The organism is Haloarcula sp. H-GB4 (genome assembly GCF_030848575.1).
Taxonomy (GTDB): domain Archaea; phylum Halobacteriota; class Halobacteria; order Halobacteriales; family Haloarculaceae; genus Haloarcula.
Genome location: NZ_JAVDDX010000001.1, coordinates 1 through 13,771, shown reverse-complemented (window position 1 = coordinate 13,771; position 13,771 = coordinate 1). Strand labels below are relative to the sequence as shown.

Sequence of the window (13,771 nt, the reverse complement as noted above, 5' to 3'; positions counted from 1 at the left end):
GGCTATTACAGAGGAGTACGACATCCCGTGGCGGCCACGCTGGTCGTCGCTGTGAGAGAAACGATGACGAACGCACAACAGACCCACGACGACGATGCCGAGCGCGAAGAGCCAACGACAGACCACCTCGACAATGTCGAGGACGGCTGTGGCTGCACAGAGATTTGGGAGCACATGAGCGAAGAACGCGAAAGCGAAAGCGCATCCGACGACTGACACCCCTGTACGGGGTACTTTTGTGCGGCGCTTCCTAAACACATATCGATGCCAGAGGGGCCCGATAACTACGTTCCATCGACCGACCGTGAATCACCGGTCGGTAAGCCGGTCATCCGCGGCGACCCAGCACTCACTGGACAGCGACCCGAGGAGGCCATCGAGTTCGATCCCGACGACCCCGAGAGCCTCGAACTCGCCGCGAAGACAGTCAAAAAATTCTCCGAGAACACCGCCGGCGCCGACGATAACGTGTTCATTCTGCGCGGCGCAGCCGCATGTGCGGCCCTGGTCCGTGGTGAAGGATCCTACAAGGCCGCTGCCGAACGGGCCGGCGGGGAGGCGTCGGTCTCATTCATCCGGAAATGGTCCCGCGTCCACGACCTCCCCCGGTCTGTCCGTATTCACGTCGCGATGGGGCATATCGCGCCAACGGCGGCCAAACACATCGCCAGAGTCTCAGGCGAGTCCCGCCTTCTACTGGCGTGGGCCGCCCTCGATCACGATCTCACCGTCCGCCAGATCCGATCCGTTGCCAGCAGTGTTAATGACGGCGCGTCCGTAGACGCGGCGCTCGCCAGAAACGGGTACGCGCTGGGTGAAATGCGGACGCAACTCGACCGCGACGCCTACTGTCGACTCCGCCGGCAGGCCGCACTCGATGGGGTCTCTCCCGGAGAAGTCATCAGTGAGGCTATCGAGTCGTACTTCGACGACGGACCGTAAGGCCTTAATCGCCGCTCCCCCGAGCGAATAGCGAGGGCCGGTAGCTCAGTTAGGCAGAGCGTCTGGCTTTTAACCAGATGGTCGGGGGTTCAACTCCCTCCCGGCCCGTTTCCCTGCAAAACGACAGTGAATAGTGGTAACGCTGTGGGGGAGTTGAACCCTGCCAGTCGCGTGCAACGGAGAGCATATCTGGCTCCGGTGCAACTCCCTCCAACTATTCTATGTACAAAAGAAGCGGCGCAACAGTACATAGTCCGAGACCGGTTCATTTACCACCGAGACAGCGAATGTCACCAGTATGGACGAAACTACCGGTACAATTCAGCGCGCACTCGCGCAACCGCTGCGCCCACTGGGCGCGACTGTGGGTGTACTGCTCGTCGTCGCCACGCTCGCTGCGGTCGCCAGCACGCCGTGGCAGACGAACCCGTCAACTGGAGCGGTGGCCATGCAACTGGTCGCGGCGGTCCTAATGGGTGTGATCGGTGTCGGACTTGCGTACATCACCTGGGCAGCCGACGCGTAAGTCAGTCGTCAAAAAGCGTAAAAAGACGTCGTTATTATCCGCGGACGGGCATATACGCCATCCCTAGCATCAGTACGGCCGCGATGCCCGAGAGGATCGAGATGCCCCAGATGCCGTTCTTGCGCTCGTGGAAGTAGTCCTGCTGGTCAAGTGTCTCCTGATACTGATCGTACTGCTGAATTGAGACGATCTGGACGGTATGGTGGTCGGGGAAGTGCGTGAAGAACTGCTGTCCGCTCAGCGTGACGTTCCCACCCTCCGAAAGTTCGACCGTGTTTTCGCGCGGGGCGAACCATTCGAGCGTCGCGCCGTCGACGGTCACTTCGGAGATTGTGGCCTCCTGCGTGCCGCTGTCGGTCGCATGCGGGTAGGTATCACCAGTGGTGAACGACACCGTCTCCGGCTCTGGGAGCCACTCACTCAGCGGGACTTGCGTGTTGTTCGACCGGTAGACCACGTATTCAGTCCCGTTCTGGGTCGCCAACGTGTTCTTGACCGAGGAGTCCTCAGCGAGGAGCGCGCTGACGTTGAGCTCTTCTTCGAGCGTCACCGTACTCTCGTTGCTGTCAGTGTGCACGCGGTAGGTGTCGTTCTGGTAGGTCGTCGTAGTATTATGCTCTAATGTCGCAGTATACTGTGACGATTCGTTCGTCCACGAAAGGTCAGCTGCCATACTGCCGCCACCGCCGCCGTGGCCGCCACCGCCGCTGGACATATGAATGTTCGTGGCTGTGTATTCCGTTCCGTCGACAGTGAATGCACTCTCGTTGGTCAGTTCGGCGTCAGCGTCAAGCGACACCGCCGGCCGCTGACTCTCCGCGACGCCGATGTAGGCGTACGCAGCAACACTGATAACGAGGAAGAACGCGAAGTACGCCGCCGCGGCTCGTCGTTGCATATCAGGAGGGTCAGTCGCCGCGCCGTTTAATGATTACTTTTCGAGTGTATCGGTACGTGGGTGGCACGGCCGTTTCGCCCCGGCAACGGCGGTGCAGATGCATCACACTGGTCAGGCTGTCTCAGATTCGCCAGCGAGAACGTCGTAGCTGTCGAGCGTCCCTGCCATCGGGGGGGGGGGCATCCGGATCGTCTTTCCGCTGAGTGCCGTAGTCCATCCACACGCCGCTCGTGTAACTGTACATCTCGAATGCGGCGTCGGTCTCGACGACGATATCGATGACTGCGTCCTCGGGGGCATCATCAAGAACGACGGCCGACCGAACATCGTTGTCGTGGTGCATCACCCAGACCGCGACAGCACCGTCGGTATCATCTAGTAGGGCACTGGCTTCCGCCGGCGAAAACGGGCGGTGAGGCCAGTCATCGACGGGTTCTGGCTCGTTCATACCGGTAGCACGGACCGCAACGGTATCGGTGTTCCCCTGTTACATGGGGTCACCCCACCGTCAGTCGGCGAAGTAGCTGGTGAAAAAGCCGGACAGGAACGACGAGATAGCGACGGCCATGGCCATATCAGTCAGACTCCACGGCGCGTCTTCGTCGTCGGCCAGCCAGACAGTGACAGCGACACTGATTACCAGTGAGACGATCCCGTTGAGGAGGTGCTTGTTCTTGAGCAGACTCATACGCCTGTCCGTTGGTGCGGGGTTCGTATAGAGATTACCCACAGGCGATGTGTCACTGACTGAAACGGAGTCACTGAATTCGGTTGGCGGGTGGGCGCTGGGACGGCTAGCCGTCACAGCAGACCGTGTACCGAACGTCGGCATTGACAAGCGATTGAACCTGCGCAACAACGCTGTCGATCGTCTCGAACTGCCCGAATTTGCTCACGACCGACCCGTCCGCACGTAACACGACCGTCCACCGGTGGCCGTCCGGACCATCGGCCCGTTCAAACGCGATTTCGCGGTCAGGCAATCGAGCGACGACTGGGCCGTCAGTGGTGACCGTCCACGATACGCTATCGGCAAGCGCGCCCTCCAGTGCCGTTTCGAGTCGTCGCCCGAGTCTGGCCGTCGGTTCGTCCTGTGCGTCCATACAGAAACACCGGGGTGCAGAAGCATAAGCCGTTGTGGCACTACACAACGTTCAAACGGCCCAAACCCATACAGAGGATGTGACTCAGTCGCTTCTCGTCTACGACGGCAGTACCGACCTGTTCCGGCGCGCTGCCGAGACGGTAACCCGCTGTGCCACGGATATCACGCCTGTTCCCTGGGAATCCGATGCGATTCAGGCGTTCCTCCGGGCACAGTTCGGTGATCTCCCGTTCGCGTTCATCCTGATCGAAGGGGAGTCAGTCCACGTCGGCGAAGCGGCCGTGAAGGAAGCGCTGGAAGGACTCGATATCGCGGCCCCCGTCGCTCGGTTAGCTGAGCAGGTGTACCCCACCGCAGCCGGGCCGTTTGGGCGTGTTGTCCACGGCCAAGTTCCGGCCGACATCCACGGGACCTTTCCACTGGACGAGACAGCGAAACGCCACATCGAACCGCTCCGGCAGGTCCATACGATACCTGTCGAAACGGAGTAATCAAGCCAATAGGTGGCATAGCCGACCAGAACTGGCCTGCCATGCGGTCGGTTTTCCCACAAGAACCAAAGATACTACAACTACCGTTTGCGGCGTGTTCGGATGATACGCCACCAAGTACGCTGCGTTGCGCTGAACAATCCCATTGCCCAGTCACAACAGCCTACGCTTTACTCGCAGATACAGCGGGATATCCCGGTCGGTGTCGCGGACACGTCGTTTGCTTGTCCCGAGCAACCCGATGACGAATGCCAGCACAGCCACGGTGAGCGCCGCATTAATCACACCCAGTGCCACCAGTGGGTGAATGTCATGCATTGCGATAATAACGGTAGGGGGCAGCAAAACGATGTACCGGTACTCAGAGACGGTCACAACCTTCTGTTCGCCTCGTGGCGGTGCGGGGGCATACAACGCTGTTGAGTCCGTCTCACCGCCAGGGACATCGAGCCACCGATTCTCGATTGTCGTCTGACCGGACGCGTTAAACACGACGAGCATCGTCACCAGCGCATCTTCGTTGTTGGCGACAAGCGTGGCTTCAACCGGCTCACCGGGGGCGACGTTGTTCCCGGTTGCGATCTCACCCGCCGGGATCTGGTGGGTCGAGCTCGGAGCTACCATTGCGATGTTGGCTGGCACGATGATGATTGCAGTCAGAAAGAGCGCGGCGTATCGCGGATCGAAGGTATCCTGCCCGCGCGAGCGGGCTCGGTCACGCGAGGAACCGTTCACAATCCCACTACTGAGGCTTATTGCAAACAGTATCACGCCGGAGACCAGCATCACCGATCCTGCCTGCCAGGACTCGGCTGCTTGCTCAACCCCGAGGACCGTCGTAACCGCAGTCAGAATGTTCGTGACGACGACGCGGCCGGCGAGGATGGCCGTGCCGAAATTCGGAATTGTCACCACCTGTCCACCGGGTTGCCAGGCGACCGCGACGATTTGGCTTTCAGACACTGGGGGTTCAGCCCCGTCCTGGTCTGTGAAGGGGTTCGCGTCTCCCCGGGTGATGTACCCCCGCTCAGTCTCGCCGACGACTCGGTGTGTCGTCAGCTCCCCACCGCGGATCTCCTGTGACTGGAACACGATAACGTCACCCTGCTCGATGTCGCCTGCGACTTGCTCCGGAATCGCGACGAAGCCATCGCCTTCCTGAATCGTTGGCGACATACTCCCGGACACGACGAAGCTCAAAAGCACTGGCTGCCCGACCAGTGCACCCACGACGAGTGCCAGAACCAACACGAATCCGGCGAGTGTCAGTCCCCTCACCACATACATTCGGAGCATACCAGTGTGTCGCTACGCGATGTAGACCAGCAGAATATAAATCGGTGTTGCTCGGCCAGGGAAAGCGATGTGAGCGCCGTATCGTCACAGGATATCGTGTTTCAAGTCGTCAGCTGTGCCAATCGCAAGCGGTGGCTCCCGCTGTCGATATCTATCTCCTGCCGCGGCCGCGAAAATAGAACAGCGCAAACACTGTCGGAGCGATCAGCAATTGCGGGACGTGGCCGGTCGATGGCGTCACCCGTCGTTCGAGTCGCGCGTGTCGCTTTCATTAGGATGTGTCGCATCAGCATCCTCGGTCGAGTCGTTGAAGAGCAGGCTCGAAAGCGACGCTGTCGCGTCGTCTCTGTCTTCCGAGGCGGGCTCGGTACCCCTCGCCACTGGTGACGAAAGTGGGTCGACAGCCGGTGGCGCCGTGTACGTGTAGATTTCATTGTCGACGAGGACTGCATACTGATCACCATCTTCGAGGACGCGCCTGTCACTATCGATAGCAATGTCAACGAGGTCTGCCAGCGAGTTCGTCGGGACAGGTGTCCGGTCGTCGGTATCCGGGATTCGTGCCGTCGAGATCCACTCGTCAAAGTCATTACGTGCACGCTCGAACTCGTTGCGCGCTCGCTCACGGTCAGTGACTACAAGCCAGCCACGCCAGCGTGCGGTCCCGAGGAAGGCCATACACACCAGTCCGAATACACAGAGCACAGGCCCGCCGTACAGTTCCAGCCGTGTCGGTTCAATAGTCCGGGTTACCGGTTCGGTCGCGTCGTAGGAGGTCGCTCCGGTTGTGGTAGTGCTGACGCGGTACACGCTCTGTCCGGGCACAATCTCGATGCGGTCGGTGCGAGTATCGGTAAACGTCTCTCCGTCGACTGACGATTCGACAGTCGTGTCGGCGACAAGGAGGACTTCGGTCTGTCCGGGGGCAGCCCCGAGGTCGTTCTGTATTGCTTCAGTGCGATTGAGGATTGTCGGGATGTCCACACTGACTGTAGTGGCTGCCGACTCGCCGTCCTCGATTTCGACAGCATCGAGCGTGTCGAGCGAGTCGCGCGTCTGCCAGTGAACCACCTGATTCCCGTTTCGCTCCTCGACCGCGCGGATGATCAGTGACAGGTTCGTCGAGGTGACTGCCGCGTTCCCGTCGGTGTTGTCGTGTGAAACCGTGTACGTGCCATCGAGTTCGGGCGATGCCGTCGTAAAATACAGCGACCGGTTGCTGAGTTGCTCACCCGCACTGAAAACCTCGGTATCACGCGTCACTGTTGCACCGTGTTCGAACCCGCTTTCCACCGTCCACGTGCCGACAGTCTGCTGTTCAGTAACTGTTTCCGCTCCGTCGACATGGCTGTCGTAGGTGACGTAGCCGCCAGCAAGCGTTAGCGCAAGTGTAACGAGCAGTATCAGCACGAACCACCTGCTAAGCGCAGAGCGAACCGAAACTGAAAGCAAGTTATCCATTTTCACTATTGACACCCGGTAGTCTGCGATGCGACGTGACTACTGGCCCCCTTGAGACCAGCAAATTAGTCTTTTCTGCTTCATTTGATTCGCTGTTGGCCAGATATTGTTTCGTTGCATGCGCTACGGACAGTGTGGTTTGGATAGATATGCTCATAGAACTCAGCCGCCTATACTGCCGCTGTCGCCGTTTTTGCTTGTCGCGTAGAGATTTTGAACCTGCTCGCTGGTGAGCGCGGTGTCGTAGGCTTTTGGCTCGTCCATGAAACCATCAAACGGAAAACTGAGATCGTCATTACCGTCAATCCCGTTGCCTATCCGGAGTGGTTCATCGGACCCAAACGGGTCTTTTAGATCGCCGCTGTATCCATCATTTTCGTAATCTCCATTTACATATACTCTGTCTTCAGATGGGTTAGACGACCGGTGGGTCCAGACAACATGGTTCCAATTACCTTCACCCACTGTTGCACCTGTCTTTATTTCATTCGTCTTTCCACTTCTCTGCCCGGTTTCTATTCCGATTTCAAATTTATTATCAGATCTATCGTCAGTTTCGCCGAGGAAAAACTGGTATCCCTTCTCAGCGTCAGAATCTCGGTTATTTCTGGGGGAATCCCATTTACTGAACAGTCGCGCGTACAAATTCGGAATTGAAGTCGGTTTTATCCAGATGGACAGTGAAAAGTCATCGGTGAAATCTAATTCAGAGTTAGACACTGTAATAACGCCTCTCCCGCCGGAGTACCTGTCGCCGCCGAACTCAAGTACGGTGCCACGATTACCACCGTCTGCTGGGTCTGGCTCATAACCATAGTAGGTGCCGCGACTCCATCCTACTGATTTACGGCTGGCGTCGTTGCCGCTCCAGATATCTGAGACTGTTTGTCCCCCTATTTGTTCAAAATCCCAGTACGAAACCCGCGGGTCTTCGTATGTAACGGTCGGTGTTCGATTCAGCGTTATTGTTTGGTTTTCGTTTTTGGCTCCAGCAGTAAAATCGAGCGGAAGGTCATATTCGCGGTCGGAGCCAATGGACACATCCGGGAGAAGGTCAAGTGTTGCCTCGATCGTCCCCTGCTTTCCCGGTCCAACGCTATCGGGCGTATCAAAGTAATTAGCAGGATCCGTTCCTTCACCTTTGAACAGATCGGCCACCTCAGTGGTATCATCACTGTCGACTGTGGCCGCATTCAGGTTTACTCCAACTTCTTCGTCTAGATTGTTCTGGAACGTTATTAGCGATACCCTCTGACCGGGGCCCCCACTATCGGCCAGTGATTTAATCCCAAACAGCGGACCATCGGAGCTATCTTCAGTTGTGTCGATATTCACCTGACGGTCAGCGGTCACGTCTGTGAACCCACCAGTCCCCCACGTCAGGAGGCCAGCACCGCTACCGATCAGCGCGAGTGCACTCCGGCGAGTCCACTTCTTGCTCATGTTTCAACATCCGGGGGCGTCTCGCCCGCTCCCAGACGGAGTTGCTGGCTCTGCCAGACATGATACAGCCCGGAGCAGAGAAACAGCATGACGACGAGCCCAGCCCACGCGAGGTCAGGAATACTGGCTGGAAACACATTCAGTCCGGCAGCGCCGACAACAGCACCCGACAGCACTGACAGCCCGAGGTAGTACTGTCCCCACGGGATGGAGTCTTCCGGCACAACATCCATGTACACGTCGAGGTCCGCTGCCTGTTCGGTCAGCCTGACCGTTCCATTGTCGTATTCGATCACGCCCGCGCGGTCCATCGCGGGCAGATGCGTCTGTTGCATTGACGTGTACACGCGATGGCGCTCACTGGACGTGATCTCACTCTGTGGTTTCCCGTTTTCCCACGCCGCCACCTGTTCAGCAATATCCGAGAGTTCTGAGTCACCGTCTGTCTGCTTCGCTACGTGTAGCGCGTATCGCCGGCGGTGATTACTGAGTAAGTCGAATACTTCGTCCCGTGTAATCGCGTCACCAGCCCCTGTCTGGTTGCGTTGCTTCCCACCCACTGCCATTGTCGACATATTAGTTTATAATATGTAAAAGCGTTCTGGAATGTCAATGGTAACAAAATTGTATGTAGATTAGGCTGTTAGTAGACGGGACATGGTGTTGACAGCTTCAGAGCCGGTAGTACAGATATTAATATATAGAATTTATGATAATACAGCAGATGAGTCCGTGATTCTATGAGCGTTGAATACTGTCGGGTGCCAAGATGTGAGTAGGCGACGCGGTGTACTAGCTACAGTAAGTAGATTAAGATAGAGGCAATGTTACAGTTCATCAGTGGCAAGACGCTCCGAATCTGGTACCTGCGCTGTATGCGATTACTCGACATCTACATCATAGCAGTCATTGACAGATAGAAGTAAGCTAAATAGCTTCCTAGGTTGTCAATGCCAGTCTGCGATTCACGTCTGAGTTTTATTGTTCTGTAATGCTGATGTCGAGGTCTTCGTTGTTAGCCGAGGTTTCTGTCGTGATTTCGGCACCGGAAGAACTATTCGAGGAGACTGAGATGACTGCTCCATCGGTAACCGATTTTCCGTCGACCTGCGTAAGCACATTGCCGCCATTTTCTCCCCCGAACGTAACGTCAAACGTACTGTTACTGTCAGCGTTTGGCACGAATTTAAACAGACCAGTGTACCCGAGAGTCGAGTTCGGTGGGAGGCCATTATTTTCGCCAAAGACGATTTTCACATCATTAGCAACGAGGCTCACGTACTTGTGGCTCACATTGTCGTACGTTCCATCTGTGCCCGGGTTTGCTCCATCCTGAGCATCCGGATTAGAGGGGAACAGGTTTGTTGCATCAACGGAGTTATCCCCGGGGCCTTTGACTGAGACATCACTTGATGACGTATCGACAAGCACGTCAACAGCGTTGCTTGTGATTGTGTCTGCGATATCGTCTTCGGTAGTTTGGTCTACACCGTCTACGAGCCCGTCCGTGCCACTATCTGCACCGAAAACGTTCACTTCGACTGAACGCGTTGCAGTAACGCTCGTAAACGCGCCCGTACCGAAGAGCGCCCCACCACTGATTGCCAGTCCACCAAGTCCCGTAAGTACGTTTCTACGATTCATATGTTAGTCAGCACGTTATGGCCGTGCCGTACCAGCTACGACAGTTCCCGGGGACTTACTATTGTGCTGCTTGAGCCGGCTTACAGCCATGCTTGAGCCGCTAATGGACGGCATTAACACCGCTCAGGCAGGTCAATAGTAACTGGTGGGCTATCGTTGTGTAGCATAACAGATGAGACTAAATCGACGAAGTGTCCTGCTCGGGCTCGGGACAATCAGTGCGACTGTCGGCGGCGCGTTCGGCTCCGGTGCATTCTCCTCAGTTGAAGCGACGCGGACAGTTAAACTGAATACCAGTGGCGACTCAAGTTCCCTTCTGAGTTTTAAGCAGAATCCGAACAACAACACTGCTGAGAAGATAATTACTACTGAATCTGTTGGATCCAGTAGTAACGACGTGATTAAGATTGAGCAGATCGATCTGAATGAAAGGGCAACAACGCGGTTTGAGGATGTTCTTCGCGTAACAAACAACGGAAACAAAGAGGTCTATCTTTCGGTGAATGATGACGGAGGGAGCAGTTCGACAACGCCCGACCCTAATAACCTTATTGGGGACGTTCTGGATATCCGGTACAACAAAAACACAATCGTCGATAGCTCCAATGACGGTGATAATGCTGTCTCCCTAAGCGCGGGCAACTCCATGGATCTCACAGTTGTCGTTGATCTTCGAAACGGCAACAAAGGAGAGGACATCAGTTCGATCAATGAAATCGTCTTCGCGGCGCGGACATCAGAAGCAAGCGAGAGCAACTGAGGTCTGTTGTCACACGATAGGTGGTCGGGATCACGGTAGTGATATGCAGTATTGTACGCCATGACATGAAATGGTACTTCGCTCTTGGGCTGGTGTTCATCGTCTGCGGGACAGTCATGTCCACGGCCGCAGTCCCGCTCTCCGAACCCGTTGATGAACTCGCCCCAGCGGAAGACACCGGGGTTGCGCTGGCCCCAGCTGACACGCCCAATGGCGACCGCTACGCATCGTTTGACAGCAACGGCGAACTTGTCATTTCTGTTGATGTTTTTTCAAGCACCGAGACCGTATTCGACGACGTGTTCGTCGTTGGTTTTGCGGGAGTCAACGGTAGCGACGAGGCAGCGACGATCCGTATCAAGCACCAGAGCGAGTGGTTGGGCATCTACAGGAACACAGACGCAGGCACACGCAAGTCGGTCGATGAAGCGAGTAACACGCTTAGGCTTGACCCGGGCGAGCAGGCAACGCTCGGGTTCGCCGTGACGACAGATGCCGACAGCCCGGCGTCCCTCTCCGAGACACTGACTTATACCATGGAGATCCCAGATTCTGAGTCAAGCACTGGTGGGAGTGGCGCCGGTGGAAGCGGTGGCGGTAGTGTGGGCGGCGGAGGCAGTGGCGATAGCGGCAGCAACACTGAGACAGGCGGTGCTGGTGGCGGGGATACCAACGCGAGCGACGGGGATGGCACTGACAACGGGAGCACTGACAGTCCCGAGACTGTGACGGCGACTGGCGAAACGACTGAAACACCCACTGATGAAGGCGGCGGTGGCAGCGGTACTGGCGTTGAGACATCGACCGACGATCCGACTGATACGCCGACCATCAACGAAGAGGAAACCCAAACTGTGGCCGGCGGTGGCGCTGAGCCTGTGCCGTCGACACCCGAAAGCCAGCAGTCAGCCGAGCCGAGCGAATTCGCGCTCGGTTTCGATCCGGCATTTGGAATTAGCTGGGGACTGTGGGCGTTCATCGCTGGCCTGCTCGCTGTAGTGACAAACTACCTCGTCCAGACACGATATCATGATGTCCTCCCGGTACTTCAGACACAACCGAGTGACCGCCGTCACCGGTTCCGCCGCGTCGCTGTCCGCGAAGCAGCGGTCGGTCTTGCTGGGATTGTGCTCACAGTTCTGGTTGTGTCAGCGGCTTCAAGTGCCGGCTTTGACCCAGTCGCACAGTTGGCTACAGCACTCGCGTTCTCCGCTGCAGTCGGTACAGTGACTGGATACCGACTACTCCCGGAACTCGATACAATGCTCGAACCGCAAGCCGCCAACGGCGGCACCGAAGAGCAATAAAATAACTCGGTCACGCCGATGTCTCAGCGTCACTGTTGCCCACAGTGGAATTAGTTCCGGGTTTTAGCGGAGGCCAGTACCGAAACAGTCGGTCACCAGTGTACACGATAAATGCAGAATCGCTATCTGACTCGATGATACGTTCATGAGTGTCGATTGCGATATCTACGAGCCCGACGAGCGAATCGACGGAAGTCGTCCAGGCATCGTCGACTGGATCAGCCTAGCCGACAGTTATCCATTCGTCAAACTCCTCACGGGTGGACTTGTATGTGACCCATCGGCGCTCGGCGTCGGTGAGTGTGAGATAGTCGGTCGTGCGCCCATAGACGAGGGCAGCAGCGCCACCAAGGCTACCAAGCAGGAGCACCGGGCCACCAAGAGTCCAGAGCGGTCCGTAGGTCTTCTCTACCTGTGCTTCGACAGTTCGGTCACCACTGTTCGTCACCGGACCAGCGTTTTCGATACGATAGCTGCTCTGGCTCGGGATAATCGGAAGGCGGTACGTGCGAGTTGTATCGACCGACTTCCCGTTACGTGTCCCCGAGAGAGTTACCTGTGAGACCACCCCCATCTCAAGTCGGCCGGACGTCTGACCATGTTCCAAATCGATGCGTCGAATGGTTTCGGCTGCGCGACTGACGTTCAGCGAGAACGGAGCCGTCACACGTTCACCCGCAGCCAGCGACTGTACAGTACCCTGTGTCAACGGTCGTTCGACTTCCCAGTAGACGAGCTCACCGTTTTGCGTCGATTCGACGGACCGATACTGAACGACCACATCAGCCGCGGCGGCGAGATCGCTTTCGTTGCTGGCGCTGTACGTGTACGTGAACGCTCCGTATAGTATGGGAGCGACCTGCTGGAGGTATACGGATCTGTCTTCAAGCACTTTACCCTCTGGAAACGCTGAGATCCCGTTGTGAACTGTCGCGTTGCGAGAGAACGATCCGGACGATTGCCACGACGAGACCTGCCGCGTGGTTGTGTCCGTTCCTGGGGCAATGTACTCCGTATACTGAGATATCCGCCAACTGCAGCGATAGCAACCAGACAAATCAGTAGCAGTTCGTAGTTGTCGACGACTGTCCGCCGCGTCTTCTGACCCAACAACCCCATGGCAACTGTAACACTGGTGTCGACAGATAAAGGATGATACCAAGTCAGCAGCGAGATATCTCTTTCTTCGCAGCCCTCATCGCCACTAACCCCGACGTTCGAATGTCCCGGAAATCTGTTTGTGGCCGCATTATTAGTTTGTGCGATCCTGCTCCGTCAGTTGTTGCCCTGGAAAAGAGAGTTCATAAACAGCCTGCCAACACTGTATCCTTCGACAGAGGCTTGCTCCTGTGCTTAGTTTTCGAGCAACAGTTCATAACGTCGAACATAAAAAGGCAGAAAGCAGTAATTCACCAGGGTTTATCAGGCTTAAGCAACTGAGAAGCCAAGGGCCGGATTTGAACCGGCGATGGGCGGCTCTGCAGGCCGCTGCGTTAGGCCAGACTCTGCCACCTTGGCGCAAATAGAGGTAGTCAACTCGGTCGTTTAAGCGTAGCGAATTCGATTTGCTATCACTCTCTGACTGACTCGGTTCACTGGCTCCTTCGAATGGGGTGTGCTGTAGACTGACGATTGTGTCTCATCCGGAGAGCAGAACTGCTTGTCATTGGCGAGCAGTGCAACCAGCGGTTCGAAGCCAACGGCATACGCGAACCGTACAGCGTCGGACTCCGATCAAGCCATCTCGCCCGACAGCAGGTACGTCACGGTTAAGCGATACATTCATTGAACGCGACTTCGCGAGTCATACGGGCTCTTTCACCCCAGCCACATAGCTGTCAGCTTGTGTAAATACGGAAAGCCCACTCGGGAGAGATCCCTCTCCTGAGTGGGCTGTG

Annotated in this window: 14 protein-coding genes, 2 tRNA genes and 2 pseudogenes; 7 read left to right on the top strand and 11 right to left on the bottom strand. The window is 56.7% G+C overall.

Translation table 11 applies throughout. The annotated features are described in order from the left end of the window. Positions 1 to 27 precede the first annotated feature (27 nt). The 4 genes from RBH20_RS00090 to RBH20_RS00075 all read left to right on the top strand — a co-directional run bounded on the left by RBH20_RS00090 (position 28) and on the right by RBH20_RS00075 (position 1,468). A complete protein-coding gene (locus tag RBH20_RS00090; RefSeq protein ID WP_004964979.1) occupies positions 28 to 216 on the top strand; it encodes a hypothetical protein in 189 nt (62 codons plus the stop codon). 48 nt (positions 217 to 264) lie between these two features. Continuing rightward, positions 265 to 942 (top strand): hypothetical protein, encoded by a 678-nt coding sequence (locus RBH20_RS00085; protein WP_306704272.1) that lies wholly within the window; start codon positions 265 to 267, stop codon positions 940 to 942. A 34-nt stretch (positions 943 to 976) separates the two neighbouring features. Beyond that, a tRNA-Lys gene (locus RBH20_RS00080) sits at positions 977 to 1,050 on the top strand. Positions 1,051 to 1,240: 190 nt separating this feature from the next. Beyond that, entirely contained in the window at positions 1,241 to 1,468 is a 228-nt protein-coding gene (locus tag RBH20_RS00075) for a hypothetical protein (RefSeq protein WP_306704270.1), read from the top strand. Positions 1,469 to 1,502: 34 nt separating this feature from the next. Here RBH20_RS00075 and RBH20_RS00070 read toward each other — a convergent pair whose 3' ends face one another. The 4 genes and pseudogenes from RBH20_RS00070 to RBH20_RS00055 form a co-directional block, all read right to left on the bottom strand. After that, positions 1,503 to 2,366, bottom strand: coding sequence for a hypothetical protein (locus RBH20_RS00070; protein WP_306704268.1), 864 nt, complete (start codon positions 2,364 to 2,366; stop codon positions 1,503 to 1,505). 111 nt (positions 2,367 to 2,477) lie between these two features. Continuing rightward, positions 2,478 to 2,814, bottom strand: a pseudogene (locus tag RBH20_RS00065) (hypothetical protein). A gap of 60 nt (positions 2,815 to 2,874) precedes the next feature. Continuing rightward, positions 2,875 to 3,054: a hypothetical protein gene (locus tag RBH20_RS00060; RefSeq protein ID WP_306704266.1), complete on the bottom strand. Its 180-nt coding sequence runs from the start codon at positions 3,052 to 3,054 to the stop codon at positions 2,875 to 2,877. Between the two features lie 106 nt (positions 3,055 to 3,160). Next, positions 3,161 to 3,469, bottom strand: coding sequence for a hypothetical protein (locus RBH20_RS00055; RefSeq protein WP_306704264.1), 309 nt, complete (start codon positions 3,467 to 3,469; stop codon positions 3,161 to 3,163). 79 nt (positions 3,470 to 3,548) lie between these two features. Here RBH20_RS00055 and RBH20_RS00050 point away from each other — a divergent pair, with 79 nt between their 5' ends. Beyond that, positions 3,549 to 3,962 carry a hypothetical protein gene (locus tag RBH20_RS00050; protein WP_306704262.1) on the top strand — a complete coding sequence of 138 codons (414 nt, stop codon included), beginning with the start codon at positions 3,549 to 3,551 and terminating at the stop codon, positions 3,960 to 3,962. 153 nt (positions 3,963 to 4,115) lie between these two features. On the opposite strand, the gene RBH20_RS00045 is transcribed toward RBH20_RS00050, so the two are convergent. The 5 genes from RBH20_RS00045 to RBH20_RS00025 form a co-directional block, all read right to left on the bottom strand. Continuing rightward, positions 4,116 to 5,258, bottom strand: a complete 1,143-nt coding sequence (locus RBH20_RS00045) for a signal peptidase I (protein ID WP_306704260.1) — start codon at positions 5,256 to 5,258, stop codon at positions 4,116 to 4,118. Positions 5,259 to 5,495: 237 nt separating this feature from the next. Continuing rightward, positions 5,496 to 6,668: a DUF5305 domain-containing protein gene (locus RBH20_RS00040; protein ID WP_306704258.1), complete on the bottom strand. Its 1,173-nt coding sequence runs from the start codon at positions 6,666 to 6,668 to the stop codon at positions 5,496 to 5,498. Between the two features lie 213 nt (positions 6,669 to 6,881). Next, positions 6,882 to 8,162: a LamG domain-containing protein gene (locus tag RBH20_RS00035; RefSeq protein ID WP_306704257.1), complete on the bottom strand. Its 1,281-nt coding sequence runs from the start codon at positions 8,160 to 8,162 to the stop codon at positions 6,882 to 6,884. After that, entirely contained in the window at positions 8,159 to 8,728 is a 570-nt protein-coding gene (locus RBH20_RS00030) for a hypothetical protein (RefSeq protein WP_306704256.1), read from the bottom strand. The genes RBH20_RS00035 and RBH20_RS00030 overlap by 4 nt, the downstream gene beginning before the upstream one ends. 412 nt (positions 8,729 to 9,140) lie before the next feature. Then, on the bottom strand, positions 9,141 to 9,806 hold the full coding sequence (locus RBH20_RS00025; RefSeq protein WP_306704255.1) for a hypothetical protein: 666 nt from the start codon (positions 9,804 to 9,806) through the stop codon (positions 9,141 to 9,143). Positions 9,807 to 9,978: 172 nt separating this feature from the next. Here RBH20_RS00025 and RBH20_RS00020 point away from each other — a divergent pair, with 172 nt between their 5' ends. Together RBH20_RS00020 and RBH20_RS00015 are read left to right on the top strand one after the other, a co-directional pair. Then, on the top strand, positions 9,979 to 10,566 hold the full coding sequence (locus RBH20_RS00020) for a hypothetical protein (RefSeq protein WP_306704253.1): 588 nt from the start codon (positions 9,979 to 9,981) through the stop codon (positions 10,564 to 10,566). Between the two features lie 65 nt (positions 10,567 to 10,631). Then, the gene (locus RBH20_RS00015; RefSeq protein ID WP_306704251.1) at positions 10,632 to 11,873 is read left to right on the top strand and encodes an ATP synthase subunit I; all 1,242 of its coding nucleotides are present in this window, start codon (positions 10,632 to 10,634) and stop codon (positions 11,871 to 11,873) included. A 10-nt stretch (positions 11,874 to 11,883) separates the two neighbouring features. On the opposite strand, the pseudogene RBH20_RS00010 reads toward RBH20_RS00015, so the two are convergent. Both RBH20_RS00010 and RBH20_RS00005 read right to left on the bottom strand, forming a co-directional pair. Then, positions 11,884 to 12,540 (bottom strand): annotated as a pseudogene (locus RBH20_RS00010) (DUF5305 family protein). Between the two features lie 775 nt (positions 12,541 to 13,315). Further along, positions 13,316 to 13,391 (bottom strand) — tRNA-Cys (locus RBH20_RS00005). Positions 13,392 to 13,771: the final 380 nt, after the last annotated feature.

Bases quoted from the DNA above. Each gene is read 5' to 3' on its own strand.
- RBH20_RS00085 (WP_306704272.1), top strand. From the start codon at position 265: ATGCCAGAGGGGCCCGATAACTACGTTCCATCGACCGACCGTGAATCA.
- RBH20_RS00075 (WP_306704270.1), top strand. From the start codon at position 1,241: ATGGACGAAACTACCGGTACAATTCAGCGCGCACTCGCGCAACCGCTG.
- RBH20_RS00070 (WP_306704268.1), bottom strand. From the start codon at position 2,366: ATGCAACGACGAGCCGCGGCGGCGTACTTCGCGTTCTTCCTCGTTATC.
- RBH20_RS00060 (WP_306704266.1), bottom strand. From the start codon at position 3,054: ATGAGTCTGCTCAAGAACAAGCACCTCCTCAACGGGATCGTCTCACTG.
- RBH20_RS00055 (WP_306704264.1), bottom strand. From the start codon at position 3,469: ATGGACGCACAGGACGAACCGACGGCCAGACTCGGGCGACGACTCGAA.
- RBH20_RS00045 (WP_306704260.1), bottom strand. From the start codon at position 5,258: ATGCTCCGAATGTATGTGGTGAGGGGACTGACACTCGCCGGATTCGTG.
- RBH20_RS00035 (WP_306704257.1), bottom strand. From the start codon at position 8,162: ATGAGCAAGAAGTGGACTCGCCGGAGTGCACTCGCGCTGATCGGTAGC.
- RBH20_RS00030 (WP_306704256.1), bottom strand. From the start codon at position 8,728: ATGGCAGTGGGTGGGAAGCAACGCAACCAGACAGGGGCTGGTGACGCG.
- RBH20_RS00025 (WP_306704255.1), bottom strand. From the start codon at position 9,806: ATGAATCGTAGAAACGTACTTACGGGACTTGGTGGACTGGCAATCAGT.
- RBH20_RS00020 (WP_306704253.1), top strand. From the start codon at position 9,979: ATGAGACTAAATCGACGAAGTGTCCTGCTCGGGCTCGGGACAATCAGT.
- RBH20_RS00015 (WP_306704251.1), top strand. From the start codon at position 10,632: ATGAAATGGTACTTCGCTCTTGGGCTGGTGTTCATCGTCTGCGGGACA.